Consider the following 18,449-nt stretch of genomic DNA (forward strand, 5'->3'; position numbering starts at 1 on the left):
CCCTCTCATTCTTCCCTCCGGACTCCAAAGCCCCCACCCCATGGGCCTCTTCGATGCGAAAGACGATCTCCGTCAGGTCGATACCGAGTCCGGAGAGAGCCTCCGCGTCGGCGCGGGACAGGCCGCCACGGCGGCGGGCCTCGGCGAGCGCGCGCTCCACGGAGCCCCGCCGCTCGGCCAGCCCCAGAGCGTCCAGGGCGAACGCGGCGCGGCCGGCCTCCCGATCGAGCAGCGCGAGCAGCAGGTGCTCTTCGTCGACCATGGCCGCGCGTGACCGTTCGGCGTGGTCGACCGCGCCGAGGACGACAGCGCGGGCGTCCTTGGTGAACCGTTCGAACATCACTGCCTCCCGTACTTCTTGTGCACGGCCTGCCTGCTCACCCCGAGTTCCGCGGCGATCTCCTGCCACGACCACCCCTGATTGCGCGCACTGCGCACCTGAACCGCTTCCAGCTGCTCCAGCAGCCTCCGCAGCGCGGCGACCGCCCGCAATCCGACCCGCGGATCACGGTCACCCGCACGCGCTGCGAGATCCGTTGCTTCGGTCATAACGTCAACCTACATTGACACCCCGAAGGCGTCAATCCCGGTTGACATAACACGGACCGCCGACCCCTCAGGGGACTGTCAGCACGACCTTCCCGAACAGATCACCGGCCTCCAACCGCTCGAAGCCCTCCCGCGCACGGTCGAGCGGCAGCACCGCGTCGATCACGGGCCGCACGCCCGTCGCCGCACAGAAGGACAGTAGATCCTCCAACTCGTCCTTCGTGCCCATCGTGGAGCCGACCACCTTCAGCTCCAGAAAGAAGATGCGGGTCAGTTCGGCGTGGGAGGGCCGGTCGCCGCTGGTGGCACCGGAGATGACGAGCGTGCCACCGGGCTTCAGGGACTTCACGGAGTGGGACCAGGTTGCGGCGCCCACGGTCTCGATGACGGCGTCGACGCGCTCCGGCAGCCGCGCCCCCGACTCCAGCGCCTCCACCGCGCCCAGCTCCATGGCCCGCTTGCGCTTCGACTCGTGCCGACTGGTGGCGAACACCCGCAGGCCGGCAGCCTTGCCCAGCACGATGGCCGCGGTGGCGACACCGCCACCGGCGCCCTGGACGAGGATCGAGTCGCCCGGCCGCACTCCGGCGTTCGTGAAGAGCATGCGATACGCCGTCAGCCACGCCGTGGGCAGACAGGCGGCTTCCTCGAACGACAGTTCCTTGGGCTTCGGCAGGACGTTCCACGTGGGTACGGCGACGAGTTCGGCGAACGTCCCCTGGTAGCGCTCAGTGAGGATGGAGCGGGGCTCGTCGGGTCCCACCCCATGACCGCTCTGTCCGATCACCGAGTGCAGTACGACCTCGTTGCCGCTCTCGTCCACACCCGCCGCGTCACACCCGAGGATCATCGGCAGCTTGTCCTCGCCCAGCCCGACGCCCTTCAGGGACCACAGGTCATGGTGGTTCAGCGAGGCCGCCTTCACCCTCACGGTCGTCCAGCCCGGCCTCGGTTCGGGAGCCGGGCGCTCCCCCAACTCCAGCCCGTGAAGGGGCTGGTCACGGTCAATCCGAGCAGCGTAAGCAGCGAACATGGCCCCGACCCTAGGGCTCCACCCCGACCGAGGGAACCAGCCCCGCCTGTGACATGCCCCTCCGGGACACGGCCGGGTGCGTTCCGTCTGCCGGGTTCTGATTGAGGTCGGCTGCGGGTTCGTTGTGGCTGGTCGCGCAGTTCCCCGCGCCCCTGAAAAGCACGGGCGCGCCCGCGCCCCCGACGCGCCCGGCAGCCGCGTACGCACCGCAGGGGGTGTGCCGGGAGGTGTCCGCCCGCAGCGGCCGACGTCCCCCGCCGGGCAACGTACGACACCTCACAGACCCGCCGGACCGAGGACGGAGACCTCCCGGCGCGCACCCGACCCACGACGAAACCGCAGGCGCCCAAGCCACGACGGCGGGGAAGCCGCGCGACACCTGGCCTCAAATCATGCGCCCGCCCAATGCATTGGGCTCCGCCCAACCGGACGGAGCCCAATCCCAAACACGAACCCGCAGCCGAACCCGACCCCGAACCCGCAGAACGACCCCGCAGAACGACCCCGTAGTACGAACCCGCAGAACGACCCCGACCCCGCAGAGCGCCCCCGCGCCTAGCGGCGCGCAACCCCCTCCGCCCGAGCCGCCGCGGCGACCGCCGCGGTGACCGCCGGGGCGACCCGCTCGTCGAAGGGCGACGGGATGACGTAGTCGGGCGCGAGATCGTCACCGACGACCGAGGCCAGCGCCTCCGCAGCCGCGATCTTCATACCCTCGGTGATCCGGGAGGCCCGCACCTGCAGCGCCCCGGCGAAGATCCCGGGGAACGCCAGCACGTTGTTGATCTGGTTCGGGAAGTCGGACCGCCCGGTGGCGACCACCGCCGCGTACTTGTGGGCGACGTCCGGGTGCACCTCGGGGTTCGGGTTGGCCATGGCGAACACGAACGCCCCCTCGGCCATCGACGCCACGGCCGGCTCCGGCACCGTACCGCCGGACACCCCGATGAACACGTCCGCACCCGCCAGCGCCGCCTCCAGCGACCCCGACAGCCCGGACTTGTTCGTGATCTCCGCGAGCTCCCGCTTGACCGGAGTCAGGTCGTCCCGGTCCGAGGAGACAACGCCCTTGCGGTCCGCGACCGAGACGTCCCCGATCCCGGCCCCCAGGAGCATCTTCGCGATGGCGACCCCGGCCGCACCCGCGCCCGAGATCACGGCCCGCAGATCACCCAGCTCCCGCCCCGACAGCCGCGCGGCGTTCCGCAGGGCCGCCAGCGTCACGACCGCCGTGCCGTGCTGATCGTCGTGGAAGACCGGAATGTCCAGCCGCTCCTCCAGCCGCCGCTCGATCTCGAAGCACCGCGGCGCCGAGATGTCCTCCAGGTTCACGCCGCCGAACGAGGGAGCGAGCCGGACCACGGTCTCGACGATCTCGTCCACATCCGTGCAGTCCAGCGCGATCGGCACGGCGTCGACGCCCCCGAACTGCTTGAACAGGATCGCCTTGCCCTCCATCACGGGGAGGGAGGCCTCGGGCCCGATGTCCCCGAGCCCCAGCACGGCCGTACCGTCGGTCACCACGGCGACCACGGACGACTTCCACGTGTACTCGTGGACGAGGGCCGGCTGCTCGGCGATGGCGGTGCACACTCGGGCGACGCCGGGTGTGTAGGCGAGGGACAGGTCGTCCTTGTCACGGACCGGCACGGTGGCCTGCACGGCCATCTTGCCGCCGCGGTGCAGTGCGAAAGCGGGGTCGAAGGAATCGAGAGGCTCGCCTCCGCCTTCCTGGTCCGCACTGCCGCCGTTGCTCTCAGTAGGAGGATTCACGATCTCCGCTGCCACTTCTTTTACCCCTTAAGTCTTCTTTGCCTGAGGGTTGTCCACTCCCGGTCGGGGGGTGGGTGGGCACCACGCACGGTCCCGATGGGCCATACGCACGGACGGATGGCCGAATGGCCGATACGTACGGGCGGATGGCCGGATACGCACGGGCAATGCGTGACGGACGCGCCGCACACGCGCCCTGGGCCCCGGATGAGGGGTGTAAGGAACCTTCTTACCCGACCCACGGCTTCGGCGACGAGTCCATCACGTGTAGGTCACACACCGGAGACGTGACATACAGGTGGATTCATTCAGCCGCCGACCGCGCCCGTGACATGTCACACAGCTGCTCGCGCAGCCGCCGCCGACCGCCTCACACATACGAAGTCCGTGTCCGACCGCACCCTGAGATGCACCGAAGATCTTCCGGCCGGAGGGAGAGATTCCCGCAGGGCATCCGGCCCTGGCGGACCGTCCCGCAGCGGTTCGGGGGTCACCCGTTATCCGATTTTGACATATCGAGTCACCTGAGTGCCCAAGTCCGAATGGCAAGATGCCGTAATCACACGAGGTCGCCACACCCAATGACGTGTGTTGTCGTCGACCCAACGGCACAACCGTTGCATCTCTCATCCACCCCCGCCGGAGGACACCACCATGACCGCAGGCAAGACCCGTCGCACCACCGCCCTGCGCACCCGGACTACCGCGGTCGGCGCGATCGCGGTAGCGGGCGCCCTGCTGCTCACCGGCTGCGGTGACCAGACCAAGGACAACGGCAGCGGTAGCGGTAGCGGCAACGACTCGGAGAAGACGAACACGAACTCCGCGCCCCTGGCCGACAAGCTGCCCGCGGACATCCGCAAGGCGGGTGTCATCAAGGTCGGCTCGGACATCGCGTACGCGCCGGTCGAGTTCAAGGACGACTCCGGCAAGACGGTCGGAATCGACCCCGACCTGGCCGACGCGATGGGCAAGCAGCTCGGCGTGAAGTTCGAGTTCGAGAACGGCACCTTCGACACGCTGCTCGGCGGTCTGCGCTCCAAGCGCTACGACATAGCCATGTCGGCGATGACGGACACCAAGGACCGCCAGGAGGGTGTCGACTCCGACACCGGCAAGAAGGTCGGCGAGGGCGTCGACTTCGTCGACTACTTCACCGCGGGTGTCTCGATCTACACCAAGAAGGGCGACACCCAGTCCATCGCGACCTGGGCCGACCTGTGCGGCAAGAAGGTGGTCGTCCAGCGCGGCACGGTCTCGCACGACCTGGCCAAGGCCGAGGCGAAGAAGTGTGCCAAGGGCAAGACGATGTCCATCGAGGCCTTCGACAACGACCAGCAGGCCCAGACCCGGCTGCGCTCCGGCGGCGCGGACGCCGGCTCCTCCGACTTCCCGGTCGCCGCGTACGCGGTGAAGACCTCGGGCGGCGGCAAGGACTTCGAGCTCGTCGGCGAGCAGGTCGACGCGGCTCCGTACGGCATCGCGGTCGCGAAGTCGAACACCGAGCTGCGCGACGCGGTCAAGGCGGCGCTGGACGCGGTCATCGCGAACGGCGAGTACGACAAGGTCATCCAGAAGTGGGGCGTCACGGACGGCGCGGTCAAGGAAGCCGCCATCAACGGCGGCAAGTGAGCGCGTTCCCGTCATCGCGTCGCTGAAAGGCAACATCCGTGACTGACATCAAGAAGACGGACCGGCCGGCGGACACCCCGCCGGCCGGGCCGGAGGCCATCAGGGCCGTCCCGGTCCGGCACTACGGCCGGTACGTCGCCGCGATCGTGGCCCTGGGCATCCTGGGGCTGCTGATCTGGGCTTTCGCCAATGGCGACATCAACTGGGGTGCCATCCCCGACTACTTCTTCAACGACCGCATCCTCACGGGGGTCCGGGAGACCCTGCTGCTGACGGTCCTGTCGATGCTCATCGGCATCGTCGGCGGCGTCGTCCTCGCCGTGATGCGGCTGTCGAAGAACCCGGTGACCTCGTCGATCGCCTGGTTCTACATCTGGTTCTTCCGCGGTACCCCGGTCCTGGTCCAGCTGTTCGTCTGGTTCAACCTCGGCTTCGTCTTCGAGTACATCAACCTCGGGCCGGTCTACAAGGACGAGTGGTCCGACTTCATGACGCCGTTCCTGACGGCGCTGCTGGGCCTCGGCCTGAACGAGGCCGCGTACATGGCGGAGATCTGCCGCGCCGGTCTGCTGGCCGTCGACGAGGGCCAGACCGAGGCCGCGCACGCGCTCGGCATGAGCCACTCCAAGACGCTGCGCCGGATCGTCATCCCGCAGGCCATGCGTGTGATCGTGCCGCCCACGGGCAACGAGGTCATCAACATGCTGAAGACGACCTCGCTGGTGGCCGCGGTCCAGTACTACGAGCTGCTGCGGTTCGCGCAGGACATCGGCACGACGTCCGGCGCCACCGTCGAGATGCTGTTCCTGGCCGCCGCCTGGTACCTGATCCTCACGTCGGTCCTGAGCGTGGGCCAGTACTACATCGAGCGGTACTACGCACGCGGCTCCAGCCGCCAGCTGCCGCCGACTCCGTGGCAGCGGGTCCGGACCCACCTCACGTCCCTCTCCAGCCGAAAGGGGGTCGCGGCATGACGACCGCCATGGTGAAGGCCGAGGGCGTCCACAAGTCGTTCGGCCATGTGCAGGTCCTCAAGGGGATCGACCTGGAGGTGAAGTCCGGCGAGGTGTTCTGCCTCATCGGCCCCTCCGGCTCCGGCAAGTCGACCTTCCTGCGGTGCATCAACCACCTGGAGAAGGTCAACGCCGGCCGCCTGTACGTGGACGGGGAGCTGGTCGGCTACCGCCAGAAGGGCGACAAGCTGTACGAGCTCAAGGACAGCGAGGTCGCCCTGAAGCGCCGTGACATCGGCATGGTCTTCCAGCGCTTCAACCTGTTCCCGCACATGACCGCCCTGGAGAACGTCATCGAGGCGCCGGTCCAGGTCAAGGGCGTCAGCAAGGCCCAGGCCAGGGAGCGGGCGATGCAGCTGCTGGACCGGGTCGGCCTCGGCGACAAGGCGGGCAGCTACCCGTCCCAGCTCTCCGGCGGCCAGCAGCAGCGCGTGGCCATCGCCCGGGCGCTGGCGATGGACCCGAAGCTGATGCTCTTCGACGAGCCGACCTCGGCGCTGGACCCCGAGCTGGTCGGTGACGTGCTCGACGTCATGCGCGATCTCGCCGAGTCCGGCATGACGATGGTCGTCGTGACCCACGAGATGGGTTTCGCCCGTGAGGTCGGCGACAGCCTCGTCTTCATGGACGGCGGTGTGGTCGTCGAGTCCGGCAACCCGCGTGAGGTCCTGACGAACCCGCAGCACGAGCGCACGCAGTCGTTCCTGTCGAAGGTGCTCTGACCTGTCGAAGGTTCTCTGACGCTCCGCTGAGAGCGGGTACGAGAAGGGCGGTACGCGTCGGCGTACCGCCCTTCTCCCGTTGCCTTCTCCCGCAGACCCGGGCCGTGTCACCTGAGCGCCAGCACCAGCGCGTCCGACGGCGAACGCCACACGGGCCGAACCTCCGCGAAGCCGCTCTCCCGCAGCGTCCGCGTGTGCCACTCGACGGACGGGGTGTCGCCCTCGGCGTGCTCGCCGTAGATCTCGAAGCGGCGGGCGGTGGGCTCGGCGAGGACGGGGTCCTGGGCGGCCAGCTGCCACCATTCGGACCAGTCGACCGCGCCGTTCTCCTTGGCCTGATCCATGTGGGCGTGCCGGTGGGCGCGCTCGGCCGCGTTGATCCTGGGCGTGCTCTCGTCGATCATGTGATCCGCGTTCATGAAGACACCGCCGTCGCGGACGAGCTCCGCGACCTGACCGTAGAGGGCCGCGAGGGGTTCGGTGGGCAGCCAGTGCAGGGCGGTGGCCGTCAGCACGGCGTCGAAGGTGTCGTACGGCAGCCGCGTCACCCATTCGGGGTCTTTCAGGTCGGCCGTCACGAGCGTGACCCGGTCGTCGCCGACGAAGGTGCCCTCGGCGATGGCGAGGAGGGCCGGGTCGAGGTCGACGCCGACGCTGGTGGCCTCCGGGAACCGGGCGAGCAGCCTGGCCGTGATACTTCCCGTGCCGCAGGCGAGATCCAGAACACGGGGTGCCGGGCCGACGAGAGCGTCGACCATGTCCAGCATCACGCGGAACCGCTCCTCGCGGTCCGGCATGTACCACTCCTGCTGCCGGTCCCAGCTCTCCTGCCAGGCGTGCCAGTCGGTTCCGGTGGTGGTGGTCATGGGAGCCCCTTTCAGCACTGCGTCTCCGCCGCACCCGTAATACCCTGAAAGCACAGTCAGCCATTACTTCTCCGCCCGTACGACAATAGAGCGCCCTCGTAAGGACTACAAGTGGAACTGGCCTATTACTCGGATTACGCGGTCCGCCTCGTCAACACGGAGGAGCCGGTCCGGGGCACGGACACGCTGACCTCGGTGGAGGCCGTCCGCGACCTCTTCGAGGTCAACCAGTCGGCGGCCCGTCGCGCCACCGACGCCGACGTGACGCGCTTCCGCTCGGTCCGCTCCCGGCTGCGCGCGGTCTTCGAGGCGGCGGACGGCGGCGACGAGACGCTCGCCGTGGACCTGCTGAACTCACTCCTCCTGGAGTTCCCCGTGAGCCCGCAGATCTCCGGCCACGACTTCCGGGACGACGACGGGCGCCCCCTGTGGCACATGCACCTGGCGGACCACCCCTCGAACGCGACCGCGGGCTATGCCGCCATCGCCGCGATGGGCCTGGCCTTCCACCTCACCGAGTACGGCGTGGACCGCCTCGGCCTGTGCGAGGCGGCACCGTGCCGCAACGCCTACCTCGACACGTCCACCAACCGCTCCCGGCGCTACTGCTCGGACCGCTGCGCGACCCGCGCCAACGTGGCCGCCTACCGGGCCCGCAAACGCCTGGAGGCGGACCGGTCGGCGAGCACCGGCCGCGCGGCGACCAGCAGCCAGCGGACGAGCGCGAACAGCGAGCGCTGACCCTCGGGCCGGGGCCGGTACCGGAACCGCACCTTGCCGAGGACGAGCTCGTCGGGCACGGTCCCGTAGTCCGTGCTGTCCCCGCCGGCGTACGGGTTGTCGCCGAGCACCCACCAGCCGCCCTCGCGCCGCTCGGCGGCCCGCTTCACCACGAGCAGGTCCTGCTGGAAGGGATGCCGCAGAACGACCACGTCACCGGCCCTCAGCCGCGCTCCGTAGTGCACGACCAGCCGGTCCCCGTGCCGGAGTGTGGGCACCATCGACGGTCCCGTCACCTCGGCTCCCCCGAACGGCAGCACGGCCCTCCCCCGTTCGGTCTCCTGCGACAGTTCCGGCATCACCGGCACCTCCCCGGTCGGATCCTCCACCACTCCCAGTCCCAGTCTCACCCCGGACTTTTGTCCTAAGCCCATGGGGGCACTCGCGAAAACCCGTCTCCTACGGAGTAATGTCCCACCTGAGAAGACGATCACGAGGAAGGATTGCTCCATGCTTTCCCGCCTGTTTGCCCCCAAGGTCAAGGTCAGCGCGCACTGCGACCTGCCCTGCGGCGTGTACGACCCGGCCCAGGCCCGCATCGAGGCGGAGTCGGTGAAGGCCGTGCAGGAGAAGATGGCCGCCAACGACGACCCGCACTTCCAGGCTCGCGCGACCGTCATCAAGGAGCAGCGCGCCGAGCTCGCCAAGCACCACGTCTCCGTTCTGTGGAGCGACTACTTCAAGCCGCCGCACTTCGAGAAGTACCCGGAGCTGCACCAGCTGGTCAACGACGCCCTCAAGGCCCTCTCGGCCGCCAAGGCGTCCACCGACCCGGCCACGGGCCAGAAGGCGCTCGACTACATCGCCCAGATCGACAAGATCTTCTGGGAGACCAAGAAGGCCTGATCTTGAATCATGCCCTCTGACCTGCGATTACTTTCGTTGCAGCGTCTCCCTGCCCGCACCCGGCCCGCAGGCCGCCGAACACGGCGTCCCTGACGGTCCGGGTGCGGTCTTTTGTGCCCGGGGCGCGCAGCTCGGTGTGCTGAACAATGTGCGTTCGCCGTGCGTACTGATAGCGAGGCGGCCTCTTCGCGGGCCTCGCCTTCGTGCCGCTGGTGGGACGATTCGGCCGCGTCGCACACCAAGGGCTCCCCTGCATCCGGTACGGCGCGGCCCCGGAGAGACGGGTCGCATGGGCGTACAGGTACTCCTCATCGAGGACGACGAGACCATCGCCGAGCCGCTGGCCGAGGGGGTGGGACGGTTCGGTGTCTCGGTGGACTGGGTGGCCACGGGAGCGGACGGTCTGAAGGGCCCGTACGGGGACGCCGTACTGCTCGATCTCGGACTGCCGGACATGGACGGTCTCGACGTGTGCCGCGGCATCCGCCGGGTATCGGACGTCCCGATCATCATTCTCAGTGCGCGCGGCGAGGAAACCGATCGCATTCTGGGCCTGGACATGGGGGCCGACGACTACTTGGCGAAGCCGTTCAGCGTGCGGGAGCTCGTCGCGCGCATCCGGGCCGTCTCGCGTCGGTTGCAGCGTGTGCAAAGCGCCGATCCCCCGGCAGGAGGCGACGGGCCCCTTCCCACGGTCGGCTTCGGAGGGTTCGGGGCGACGGCGCAGGCCTTCTCGTTCGCGTTGCGGGCGGAACACGATCACGGACGTGCGGCCCCCGTACCGCCCGGCGACACGCTCGGCGATGCCCCGCTCGCTTCGCTGGTCGTGGATCGCAGGACCCGCCAGGTGTGGGTGGACGGGAACTCCGTCGCACTGACGCCCAAGGAGTTCGACTTGCTGGCGCTGCTGCACGAGGACCCGGGCGCGGTCTACGCGCGCCGGGAGATCCTCGACCGGGTCTGGGACCCGCACTACCGGGGTCCGACCAAGACGCTGGACGCGCACGTGGCCGCTCTGCGCCGCAAGCTCGGTCACCCGGAGTGGATTCAGACCCTGCGAACCGTGGGGTTCAGGCTGGCCCTCGACGGCACAGCGGGGGAAGCGGGCACCGGCCACGGCGACACCGCGGAGGGCGGTGTCCGATGACCCGCCGGTTGCTGCTGGGCAATCTGAGCATCGCCGTGCTGGTGCTGCTCTGCCTGGAGATCCCGTTGGCCTTCGTCTACTCCCGGGCCGAGAAGGAACGCACCGTCACCGCCACGCATGACGAGGCCGACTCGGTGTCCGCGTTCGCCGAGTTGTCCCTGACCGCCGGCCGGGAGGAGCGGGAACTGGCACACCGGCTCGTCGAGTGCGCGCAGCGCATCGGTGGGCAGGTGGTCGTGGTCGGCCGGTCCGGGGCGGTGATCGCCTCCTCCCACCGGATGTCCGCGGGGCAGACCGGTGGGCTGCCCGCACTTCCCGAGGTCGCCGCCGCGCTGAGCGGGCGCGGTCCCTTCCACGCGCGCACCTCCACGATCGACGGCACGCCCCATCTGTCCGTCGCGGTCCCGGTGGGCCACGACAGCCCGCCGGCCGCCGCCGTGCACATCACCGTGCCCACCGATGCCGTCCACAGCCGGGTGAACCAGGTGTGGCTGCTGCTGGCCCTGGCCGGGCTCGCGGTGCTCGCCGCCGTCACCGGAGTGGCGTTCGCCTTCGCCCGCTGGGCCGCGCGGCCCATCCGGGAACTGGAGCACGCCACCGCAGGTCTGGCCGACGGCCGGCTCGACAGCCCGGTTCTCGTGACCGCCGGGCCGCCTGAAGTACGCAGCCTGGCGGAAACGTTCAACCAGACCGCCGCCCGGCTGGAACAACTCCTGGCCTCGCAGCGAGCCTTCGCCGGTGAGGCCTCGCACCAGCTCAAGACGCCGCTCGCCGCCCTGCGGCTGCGCCTGGACAACCTGGAACCGGCGGTCGCCGTGCAGGCCCGGGGCAGCCTGAACGCCGCGCTGACCGAGACGGACCGGCTGGCCAACCTGGTGGAGGGGCTGCTGGCGATGGCCCGCCTGGAGGACAAGGCCGCCGCCGTCGAGGCGATCGACGCGGGGGCCGTCTGCGCCGAACGTCACCGCACCTGGGCCGCGCTCTTCCAGGAGCACGACGTGGACCTCGTGTTCCAGGACAGGGAAGTCGATGCGGTGCTCGCACTGCCGGGGGCCGTCGAGCAGATCCTCGACAACCTGCTCTCCAACGCCCTGCGTGTCTCTTTGCCCGGCAGTACGGTGCGCCTCGAACTGCGTCACCATGCTCCCGGCCGACGTCGCTCGGCCGCGGGCGACCGTAGCCTCCGGGCCGAACTGCACGTCATCGACGAGGGCCCGGGTATGCCCCCGGAGCAGCGGCGCCGCGCCTTCGACCGGTTCTGGCGCGCTCCCGGCGCCCCCAAGGGCGGGACCGGTCTGGGCCTGTCCCTGGTCCAGCGGCTCGCGCAGCTCAGCGGTGGCGAAGCCGTCCTGCGAGAGGGGCCCATGGGCGGCCTCGACGCCTTCGTCCGACTGCCGTGCCCCGGCCCCGCCTCCGGCCGGCCGTCTGCCGGCCACCGTTCGCAACGGCCGGCTTCCCGGGTCTGACGGGTTCCCCGTCCGGGCGCCTCACCGGCGGGCCGACGGCTCGTTCCGCCGCCACCGCCGGCAACACGCGGGCGCCCCGCCGCACCAGGGGGAACTGGTGCCACGGGGCGCACTCGAGAGAGGATGGCCAGGCTCAGTCGTCGTCGAAACCGTCACCGCGGTCGTCGTCGCCCCCGGAGTCCTCGGAGTCCTCGAAGTCCCCCGAGTCACCTGCGTCCTCGCCCACGATCTCTCCCGTGAAGGCGTCGACAAGGGCCTCTATCGAGCCGCCCCCCAGTTGCGCCTCGACCTCCCAGACGGCCCGGCCCCCCTCCTCGTCCAGTTCCACCTTGACCACGCGCGCACCCGGTTCGGCGGCGGTGACGGTCTCGGCAGCGTCGACGGCGTTGACGGGACGCGGCCCGAATCGTGCGTCCAACTCCGGGTCGATCTCGATCTCGAAGCTCGGTGCGGCGGCGGTACGGACCGCCTCCCGCGAGGGCGCGTCGGTCTCGCCGGCCGTGGCGAACGCGGCGCCCACCGTGCCGGAGAGCAGAAGCCCGCCGCCGATAATGCTCAGCACCTTCATCTTGCCCATGGTTGTCCTCCTGGGAATGCGACCTGCCCGGCCGCCGGACCGCCGGGGGAGAGTCGCAGAGAACGGACCTCACCCGGGGGAGCCGGCACCACCAGTGCATGCAGGAGGACGCTAGCGACCGGCGCCCAGCGCAAGGTTAAGGAAAGGAAGGGCGCAGGTCAGACGCTACGCAAGAGGCAGGCCGCCGCTCTATGGCCACCTGAGTGGGTTAGCCACGGTGGACCGGCGCATACGCACCCCCCGTGGTCAACGGCACCTGCCGCCACACCGACGGCATGAACTGATCCGAACCACACGAGAGCGAGCGGCGCGCATGACCGGAACGATCCGATGGGCTTACGCCTTTGTGGACAGGCCGATGGCCCGGTTCGCGCAGGCGTGTGACTTCTGGAGGGCGGTCATCACCACCGGGCTGTCCGAACCCCGGGGCGAGCGGGACGAGTTCGTCACGCTGCTGCCCGAGGCCGCCGCCGCCTGTGTGAAGGCGCAGGGGGTCGAGCAGGGGGACGGCGGCGCTCACGTCGACCTCGCCGTCGAGGACGCACCGGCCCTGGTCGACGCGGCGGTCCGGCTGGGTGCCGAGGTCGTCGCCCCGCTCTACGTGGGGAGCGTGCTCCGCTCCCCCGGCGGCCAGTTGTTCTGCGCCGTGCAGTGGCACGGGGAGTCCGTACGGCCACCGGTGGTCGAAGGAAGCCGCCTGGACCAGGTGTGCATCGACGTGGCCCCGGCCGCGTTCACCTCCGAGGTCGCCTTCTGGACCGACCTCACGGGCTGGGACTCGCGACCGGGCTCACTTCCTGAGTTCCACGTACTGACGCCGCCCGCCGGCCTCCCCCTGCGCATCCTCCTCCAACGCCTCGGAACCGACCGCCCCGCCTCCGCTCATCTCGACCTCGCGTGCGCCGACATCGACGCGGTCCGGGCCCGCCACGAGGACCTCGGCGCCACGGTCGTCGCCGCCGGCGCCCACTGGACGGTGATGCGGGACCCGGCGGGCGGCACGTACTGCCTGACGAGCCGCGACCCGGAGACGGGCGGCCTGCCGGTCGCCTCCCAGGCGTAAGAACTACGGCTTGAGAGCTACGGTTTCAGAGCCACGGCTTGAGTGCTATGGCTTGAGTGCTACAGCTTCGGCCTGGCGGGCCCCACGGCACTCCGGGCTACTTCGTGGCCTCCCTCGGCGGCACGCTCGCAGTGCCCTCCTCGGCCTCCTCGACATACGCCCCGCACTGGGGGTTCCGGCACGGTCCGGGGCCCCAGACGGGCACCCAGGCGCCGAGCGTCTTGTGCCGCCGTACCACGGTGGCCACGGGCTGTCCGCAGACCGGACAGACGCGCTCATCCCTGTCCATGCACTCAGGGTATGGCGGGACGGGGCCCCGCGCTCCCCCTCCGCAGAGCAGGCGCTTCCGGGTGACGAAATCCGCACCGCGGTCCGCACGGCGGTCCGCTCGCCGGGGAACGGGCAGGAGCCGGGCAAGGTGACGGCGAGACGGGCGGGCCCCGCGCACCGTGGGGATGCGCGGGACCCGCCCTGACCGAAGCCACCGATGCCGTAAGGGTCAGCTCAGCACGGGACCGGCAGCTCCGGGGCCTTCACCTTCAGGGTCTCTACTCTGAGTAGCCGCACCACTCTGAGTAGCCGCGCCGCTCAGTTGCTGCGCCGCGTCACGAACTCCGCCAGCGCGAGGAGGCCACCCGCCGCCTCCGGGTCCGGGACCGCCCGGGACAGCTCGTGCATCGCCCGTGACATACGGTCGGCCGCCTGGCTCTGGGCCCAGTCACGGCCACCCGCCCGCTCCACGGCGAGGACCGTGCGCTCCAGCTCCCCCGCTTCGTACGGCAGTCCGTACAGCTCGGCGAGTTCGGCCGCCGCCGGGGTGCCGGACGCGAGGGCGGCGACGACGGGCAGCGACTTCTTGCGGGCCATGAGGTCCGCCCCGGCCGGCTTGCCGGTGCGCCTCGGGTCACCCCAGATGCCGATCACGTCGTCGATGAGCTGGAAGGCGAGCCCGGCCTCACGCCCGAACGCGTCCAGCGCCTCCACGCCTTCCTCGCTCGCCCCCGCATACAGCCCTCCCAGCGCACAGGCGCATCCGAGCAGCGCCCCCGTCTTGGCCTCGGCCATGGCGAGCACCTCGTCGAGAGTGACCTCCTCGGGGCTGCGCTTCTCCATGGCCGTGTCCGCGTGCTGGCCCGCGCACAGCTCGATGACACAGGCCGCGAGCCGGGCAGCGGCCGCCGAGGACGCAGGGTGCGGGTCCTCGGCGAGCAGCCGCTGGGCCAGCGCCTGGAGGGCGTCCCCCGCGAGGATCGCGCCTGCGTCACCGAACACGGCCCACGCGGTGGGCCGGTGCCTGCGGGTGGCGTCCCGGTCCATGACGTCGTCATGGAGCAGCGTGAAGTTGTGCACCAACTCCACCGCCGCCGCTGCCGACACGGCGACGGACTGCGACCCACCGAGTGCCGAGGCCGCGGCCAGTACGAGGGCGGGGCGTATGGCCTTGCCCGCGTTGCCCGTCGCCGGGGTGCCGTCCGCGTGTTCCCAGCCGAAGTGGTAGCGCGCGATCCGGCGCATCGAGCCCGTCAGCGACTCGACAGCCCGGCGCAGCTCGGGGTCCACCGACGCCCGCGTCCGCTCCAGGATTCCCGCCGCCTCCTGCGCGTCGAGAGGGCTCGGCGAGCCCTGCCGTCCGATCGTCCCCGCGATGCCCGCCGGACCGGCGGTTCTCACCTCACCGACGGGATGTGCCGGACGTGCGGGACCCGCCGAGCCAGCCGAACCGGCGCCCCCTGCGGAGCTGCCCGGAGGTACCGGAGCATCCGGGAACACCGAAGCAACCGGGTATACCGAACCCCTTGGATCATCTGCCGACCCTGTCGGACCTATGGAACTCGCGATGGGGCTCAGCCTTTCCAGGATCTCGGTCGGGCTCTGTGTCGCATGTGTCGTCTCCGTCATGAACTCACCCGTGGGGCCGCCTTGGAGAGTCCCCGGACGGTGGCGTTTCCGCTTCCCTCGGGCGCCTCCCCAGCGGTGTGACCGGGAGGCGTCCCCGACACGGCGGACAGGGACACGGGGTGCGGGCGGGGTCGGTCACGACCAACGACCGATCTCGACGTTCTCCAGGACGCCGAGCGCGTCCGGAACGAGGACCGCCGCCGAGTAGTAGGCCGTCACCAGGTACTTGATGATCGCCTGTTCGTTGATGCCCATGAACCGAACGGACAGGCTCGGCTCGATCTCGTCCGGAATGCCCGACTGCCGGAGCCCGATGACACCCTGCTCCTCCTCTCCGGTACGCATACAGATGATGGACGTCGTCCTGGCGTCGCTGACCGGGATCTTGTTGCACGGGAAGATCGGCACCCCGCGCCAGGTGGGGATACGGTTGCCCGCGATCTCGACGCTCTCCGGCACGAGCCCCCGCTTGTTGCACTCGCGGCCGAACGCGGCGATCGCACGCGGGTGGGCGAGGAACAGCTTGGATCCGCGCCGACGGCTGAGCAGCTCGTCCAGGTCGTTGGGGCTGGGCACGCCGTCGTGCGGTTGCAGCCGCTGGTCGTACTCGCAGTTGTGGAGGAGCCCGAACTCGCGGTTGTTGATGAGCTCGTGCTCCTGGCGTTCCTTCAACGCCTCCACTGTGAGCCGGAGTTGCTGCTCTGTCTGGTTCATCGGCTGGTTGTAGAGGTCCGCCACGCGTGTGTGGACGCGCAGGACGGTCTGGGCGACGCTCAGTTCGTACTCGCGCGGCGCGGCCTCGTAGTCCACGAACGTGTGCGGGATGTCCGGCTCGCCGGTGTGGCCGGCGGCGAGCTCGATCTCCTTCTCGCCATATTTGTTGGTGCGCTGCGAGGGGATGGAGCGCAGCTGCTGGAGGTGCTCACGCAGGGAGTCGGAGCGCTCCGCGATCTGCTCGAGGGCCTGACGAGGAAGGGCGAGGACGGTGCACGCGGTGACCGCGCGCGCTGTGTACTCCCAGATCGGGTCCGGGTCGAGGAGCGCCTGGTCGCCGAAGTACGCCCCGTCGGCGAGGACCCCGAGGACCGCGTCGTCCCCGTAAGGGCCCGTGCCGATCTTCTCCACCTTGCCGTGGGCGAGCAGGAGCACCTCGTCGGCCGGGCTGCCGAACTCCGCGAGCACCGTGCCGGGCTGGAACTCCCGCTGCTGACAGCGCCGGGCGAGCTCGCCCAGGACGTCGTCGTCCTCGTACGACCGCAGGGCCGGCAGTTCGCACAGCTCCGCGGGGATGACCGTGACCTGGTCGCCGGTCTTCACGAAGGTGATTCGGCCGTCGCCCACCGCGTAGCTGAGCCGCCGGTTCACCCGGTATGTGCCACCCTGCACGTCCGCCCACGGCAGCATCCGCAGCAGCCAGCGGGAGCTGATCTCCTGCATCTGGGGTGCGGACTTGGTGGTCGTGGCCAGGTTCCGCGCGGCCGCGGTGCCGAGACTCTGCTGCGGCTTCTCCTGCGCGTGGACCTCTTCGCCTACCGACATAAAGGAATGCCCTCCCGGTCGTGCCCTGATCTCGCGGTCATGCGCCGATCTCGCGGACAAGCCTTCCAGTGCGGAGCGTGATGGTGCTATTACCCGAAAGAGCGGGAATGGATCTTCGCCGGGCTGGGCACACTGAGGGCCTTTGTCGAGGGCCCCGACAGCAAGGGAACGAGATGGCATGGGAACGCGGTGGTGGTGTGGGTGGAGCGGGAACTTCAAGATCCGGCCGCCCGTTTGATGCCATGACGGGCCCTTCGGCCAAATCGACCCACCGTCCAGCCTCGAACTGTTCGACATCCATCCTCAAACCACTCAGACCGTTCAAACGACTTGAACCACTCGACGACGGGAGACGTCATGGCAGGCTTCCTCGACCGTGCCAAGGAGCAGGCGCAGCGCGGCCTTGTTCAGGGCAAGCAGAAGCTCGACGAGGTGCAGAACCAGCGGGCAGGCGGCGATCTGCTGAAGAAGCTCGGCGCGGCGTACTACGCGGAGCGGCGCGGCACTGGTTCCCCGGCCGCCACGCAGCAGGCACTCCAGGCGCTGGAGGCCCACATCGCCACGCACGGGGACAGCTTCCTGCGCTCCTGAGGCGGGGGCGGCCCCTCGCGGTGCCACGCCTGCCCCGCTGCACAACCCGCTCGGCCCGCTCGGCCCGCTCCTCCGGATCACCCGAACGACCGTGGCGAGCAGTCCGACCATCACTCCGGACAAGCCCCGACGCCCCGGCAGCCGCCTGACCGGATCGGCTCGCACATCGTGCGAACGACGGGTCGCGGCCGCCGGGTCGGGGGTACAGCAGCGGTACGAGGCGGCCGCGACAGGTGGCCGTTGCCCAGTGCGAAGGAGGCGGTCATGGCCTCACCCATGTCCGCGGGCACGTTTCTCACCATCCTGAAAGACGAGGGCGTCACGGTCGTCGAGGTCGGTGACTGGGAGCACCACAACCGCAACCACAAGGGCCCATGGGGTCCGGTCCACGGCGTGATGATCCACCACACGGTGACGTCGGGCAGCGAGAGAACCGTACAGATCTGCCGCGACGGCTACTCGGGCCTGCCCGGCCCGCTGTGCCACGGCGTCATCACCAAGGACGGCCACGTCCACCTCGTCGGCTACGGCCGCGCCAACCACGCGGGGCTGGGCGACGACGACGTCCTGCGGGCGGTGATCGCCGAGACGGCCCTCCCGCCGGACAACGAGGCGAACACGGACGGCAACCGCCACTTCTACGGCTTCGAGTGCGAGAACCTCGGCGACGGCGAGGATCCCTGGCCCGAGGCCCAGTTGGACGCCATCGAGCGCGTCTCCGCAGCGGTCTGCCGCCACCACGGCTGGACGGCCCCCTCGGTGATCGGCCACCTTGAGTGGCAGCCGGGCAAGGTGGACCCCCGCGGCTTCACGATGGCGTCGATGAGGGAACACATCCAGAACCGGCTGACGTGACACGCACGTCCGGCTGAGGGCGGGGCGGTCCTGGCAGCCACTACTCGCGCCCTGTCAGGGCGTCCAGCGCCCCACGCTCCACCGCCCCGCCCGACCAC

20 protein-coding genes are annotated in these 18,449 nt (G+C 69.9%); 10 read left to right on the top strand and 10 right to left on the bottom strand.

The features are described 5' to 3' along the window. The 4 genes from FPZ41_RS34000 to FPZ41_RS34015 form a co-directional block, all read right to left on the bottom strand. The coding region (locus tag FPZ41_RS34000; protein ID WP_322621071.1) for a Clp protease N-terminal domain-containing protein at positions 1–340 on the bottom strand (340 nt) is incomplete at its 3' end. Further along, positions 340–549 carry a helix-turn-helix domain-containing protein gene (locus FPZ41_RS34005; RefSeq protein ID WP_093780812.1) on the bottom strand — a complete coding sequence of 70 codons (210 nt, stop codon included), beginning with the start codon at positions 547–549 and terminating at the stop codon, positions 340–342. The genes FPZ41_RS34000 and FPZ41_RS34005, both read right to left, overlap by 1 nt. A 67-nt stretch (positions 550–616) precedes the next feature. Beyond that, complete coding sequence (locus FPZ41_RS34010; RefSeq protein ID WP_152867440.1) at positions 617–1,582, bottom strand: zinc-binding dehydrogenase; 966 nt, start codon at positions 1,580–1,582, stop codon at positions 617–619. 555 nt (positions 1,583–2,137) lie between these two features. Next, positions 2,138–3,370: an NAD(P)-dependent malic enzyme gene (locus FPZ41_RS34015; RefSeq protein ID WP_131565557.1), complete on the bottom strand. Its 1,233-nt coding sequence runs from the start codon at positions 3,368–3,370 to the stop codon at positions 2,138–2,140. Positions 3,371–4,009: 639 nt separating this feature from the next. Here FPZ41_RS34015 and FPZ41_RS34025 point away from each other — a divergent pair. Genes FPZ41_RS34025 through FPZ41_RS34035 form a run of 3 tightly spaced genes read left to right on the top strand, consistent with a single transcriptional unit; the run spans position 4,010 to position 6,722 of the window. Further along, the gene (locus FPZ41_RS34025) at positions 4,010–4,987 is read left to right on the top strand and encodes an ABC transporter substrate-binding protein (protein ID WP_152867441.1); all 978 of its coding nucleotides are present in this window, start codon (positions 4,010–4,012) and stop codon (positions 4,985–4,987) included. A gap of 38 nt (positions 4,988–5,025) precedes the next feature. Beyond that, the gene (locus FPZ41_RS34030; RefSeq protein WP_322621072.1) at positions 5,026–5,961 is read left to right on the top strand and encodes an amino acid ABC transporter permease; all 936 of its coding nucleotides are present in this window, start codon (positions 5,026–5,028) and stop codon (positions 5,959–5,961) included. Next, positions 5,958–6,722: an amino acid ABC transporter ATP-binding protein gene (locus FPZ41_RS34035; protein ID WP_152867442.1), complete on the top strand. Its 765-nt coding sequence runs from the start codon at positions 5,958–5,960 to the stop codon at positions 6,720–6,722. The genes FPZ41_RS34030 and FPZ41_RS34035 overlap by 4 nt, the downstream gene beginning before the upstream one ends. Positions 6,723–6,829: 107 nt before the next feature. Here the strand turns inward: FPZ41_RS34035 and FPZ41_RS34040 are convergent, their stop codons facing one another. Further along, positions 6,830–7,588: a class I SAM-dependent methyltransferase gene (locus tag FPZ41_RS34040; protein ID WP_152867443.1), complete on the bottom strand. Its 759-nt coding sequence runs from the start codon at positions 7,586–7,588 to the stop codon at positions 6,830–6,832. A 111-nt stretch (positions 7,589–7,699) separates the two neighbouring features. On the opposite strand from FPZ41_RS34040, the gene FPZ41_RS34045 reads away from it, so the two are divergent. Next, a complete protein-coding gene (locus tag FPZ41_RS34045; RefSeq protein WP_134029629.1) occupies positions 7,700–8,329 on the top strand; it encodes a CGNR zinc finger domain-containing protein in 630 nt (209 codons plus the stop codon). Here FPZ41_RS34045 and sodX read toward each other — a convergent pair. Further along, positions 8,233–8,667 carry a nickel-type superoxide dismutase maturation protease gene (gene sodX / locus FPZ41_RS34050; protein ID WP_152867455.1) on the bottom strand — a complete coding sequence of 145 codons (435 nt, stop codon included), beginning with the start codon at positions 8,665–8,667 and terminating at the stop codon, positions 8,233–8,235. The two genes, FPZ41_RS34045 and sodX, sit on opposite strands and share 97 nt — an antisense overlap. Before the next feature lie 151 nt (positions 8,668–8,818). On the opposite strand from sodX, the gene sodN reads away from it, so the two are divergent. From sodN to FPZ41_RS34070, 3 genes are all read left to right on the top strand, one after another. Next, on the top strand, positions 8,819–9,214 hold the full coding sequence (sodN, locus tag FPZ41_RS34055; protein WP_020123534.1) for a superoxide dismutase, Ni: 396 nt from the start codon (positions 8,819–8,821) through the stop codon (positions 9,212–9,214). Positions 9,215–9,503: 289 nt separating this feature from the next. Then, the gene (locus FPZ41_RS34065; RefSeq protein WP_152867445.1) at positions 9,504–10,361 is read left to right on the top strand and encodes a response regulator transcription factor; all 858 of its coding nucleotides are present in this window, start codon (positions 9,504–9,506) and stop codon (positions 10,359–10,361) included. Then, complete coding sequence (locus tag FPZ41_RS34070; RefSeq protein ID WP_152867446.1) at positions 10,358–11,827, top strand: sensor histidine kinase; 1,470 nt, start codon at positions 10,358–10,360, stop codon at positions 11,825–11,827. The genes FPZ41_RS34065 and FPZ41_RS34070 overlap by 4 nt, the downstream gene beginning before the upstream one ends. A gap of 133 nt (positions 11,828–11,960) precedes the next feature. Here FPZ41_RS34070 and FPZ41_RS34075 read toward each other — a convergent pair whose 3' ends face one another. Next, positions 11,961–12,404 (bottom strand): PepSY domain-containing protein, encoded by a 444-nt coding sequence (locus tag FPZ41_RS34075; protein ID WP_152867447.1) that lies wholly within the window; start codon positions 12,402–12,404, stop codon positions 11,961–11,963. Between the two features lie 313 nt (positions 12,405–12,717). Here FPZ41_RS34075 and FPZ41_RS34080 point away from each other — a divergent pair, with 313 nt between their 5' ends. Further along, positions 12,718–13,467 (top strand): VOC family protein, encoded by a 750-nt coding sequence (locus FPZ41_RS34080; RefSeq protein WP_152867448.1) that lies wholly within the window; start codon positions 12,718–12,720, stop codon positions 13,465–13,467. A gap of 97 nt (positions 13,468–13,564) precedes the next feature. On the opposite strand, the gene FPZ41_RS34085 is transcribed toward FPZ41_RS34080, so the two are convergent. The 3 genes from FPZ41_RS34085 to FPZ41_RS34095 form a co-directional block, all read right to left on the bottom strand. Continuing rightward, positions 13,565–13,756, bottom strand: a complete 192-nt coding sequence (locus tag FPZ41_RS34085) for a hypothetical protein (RefSeq protein ID WP_152867449.1) — start codon at positions 13,754–13,756, stop codon at positions 13,565–13,567. Between the two features lie 299 nt (positions 13,757–14,055). Then, the gene (locus FPZ41_RS34090) at positions 14,056–15,138 is read right to left on the bottom strand and encodes a family 2 encapsulin nanocompartment cargo protein polyprenyl transferase (RefSeq protein WP_407698857.1); all 1,083 of its coding nucleotides are present in this window, start codon (positions 15,136–15,138) and stop codon (positions 14,056–14,058) included. A gap of 363 nt (positions 15,139–15,501) precedes the next feature. Continuing rightward, complete coding sequence (locus FPZ41_RS34095) at positions 15,502–16,905, bottom strand: family 2B encapsulin nanocompartment shell protein (RefSeq protein WP_152867450.1); 1,404 nt, start codon at positions 16,903–16,905, stop codon at positions 15,502–15,504. A gap of 357 nt (positions 16,906–17,262) precedes the next feature. On the opposite strand from FPZ41_RS34095, the gene FPZ41_RS34100 reads away from it, so the two are divergent. Together FPZ41_RS34100 and FPZ41_RS34105 are read left to right on the top strand one after the other, a co-directional pair. Then, positions 17,263–17,496 carry a hypothetical protein gene (locus tag FPZ41_RS34100; protein WP_131565585.1) on the top strand — a complete coding sequence of 78 codons (234 nt, stop codon included), beginning with the start codon at positions 17,263–17,265 and terminating at the stop codon, positions 17,494–17,496. 264 nt (positions 17,497–17,760) lie between these two features. Beyond that, the gene (locus FPZ41_RS34105; protein ID WP_152867451.1) at positions 17,761–18,351 is read left to right on the top strand and encodes an N-acetylmuramoyl-L-alanine amidase; all 591 of its coding nucleotides are present in this window, start codon (positions 17,761–17,763) and stop codon (positions 18,349–18,351) included. Positions 18,352–18,449: the final 98 nt, after the last annotated feature.

The sequence above is a fragment of the Streptomyces acidicola genome, from assembly GCF_009377235.1.
In the GTDB taxonomy this organism is placed as follows: domain Bacteria; phylum Actinomycetota; class Actinomycetes; order Streptomycetales; family Streptomycetaceae; genus Streptomyces; species Streptomyces acidicola.

What these genes read in the sequence shown, in the direction of transcription:
- FPZ41_RS34005 (WP_093780812.1), bottom strand. Translation starts at nt 549, where the DNA reads ATGACCGAAGCAACGGATCTCGCAGCGCGTGCGGGTGACCGTGATCCG.
- FPZ41_RS34010 (WP_152867440.1), bottom strand. Translation starts at nt 1,582, where the DNA reads ATGTTCGCTGCTTACGCTGCTCGGATTGACCGTGACCAGCCCCTTCAC.
- FPZ41_RS34025 (WP_152867441.1), top strand. Translation starts at nt 4,010, where the DNA reads ATGACCGCAGGCAAGACCCGTCGCACCACCGCCCTGCGCACCCGGACT.
- FPZ41_RS34035 (WP_152867442.1), top strand. Translation starts at nt 5,958, where the DNA reads ATGACGACCGCCATGGTGAAGGCCGAGGGCGTCCACAAGTCGTTCGGC.
- FPZ41_RS34040 (WP_152867443.1), bottom strand. Translation starts at nt 7,588, where the DNA reads ATGACCACCACCACCGGAACCGACTGGCACGCCTGGCAGGAGAGCTGG.
- sodX (WP_152867455.1), bottom strand. Translation starts at nt 8,667, where the DNA reads ATGCCGGAACTGTCGCAGGAGACCGAACGGGGGAGGGCCGTGCTGCCG.
- sodN (WP_020123534.1), top strand. Translation starts at nt 8,819, where the DNA reads ATGCTTTCCCGCCTGTTTGCCCCCAAGGTCAAGGTCAGCGCGCACTGC.
- FPZ41_RS34065 (WP_152867445.1), top strand. Translation starts at nt 9,504, where the DNA reads ATGGGCGTACAGGTACTCCTCATCGAGGACGACGAGACCATCGCCGAG.
- FPZ41_RS34070 (WP_152867446.1), top strand. Translation starts at nt 10,358, where the DNA reads ATGACCCGCCGGTTGCTGCTGGGCAATCTGAGCATCGCCGTGCTGGTG.
- FPZ41_RS34075 (WP_152867447.1), bottom strand. Translation starts at nt 12,404, where the DNA reads ATGGGCAAGATGAAGGTGCTGAGCATTATCGGCGGCGGGCTTCTGCTC.
- FPZ41_RS34080 (WP_152867448.1), top strand. Translation starts at nt 12,718, where the DNA reads ATGACCGGAACGATCCGATGGGCTTACGCCTTTGTGGACAGGCCGATG.
- FPZ41_RS34085 (WP_152867449.1), bottom strand. Translation starts at nt 13,756, where the DNA reads ATGGACAGGGATGAGCGCGTCTGTCCGGTCTGCGGACAGCCCGTGGCC.
- FPZ41_RS34095 (WP_152867450.1), bottom strand. Translation starts at nt 16,905, where the DNA reads ATGTCGGTAGGCGAAGAGGTCCACGCGCAGGAGAAGCCGCAGCAGAGT.
- FPZ41_RS34100 (WP_131565585.1), top strand. Translation starts at nt 17,263, where the DNA reads ATGGCAGGCTTCCTCGACCGTGCCAAGGAGCAGGCGCAGCGCGGCCTT.
- FPZ41_RS34105 (WP_152867451.1), top strand. Translation starts at nt 17,761, where the DNA reads ATGGCCTCACCCATGTCCGCGGGCACGTTTCTCACCATCCTGAAAGAC.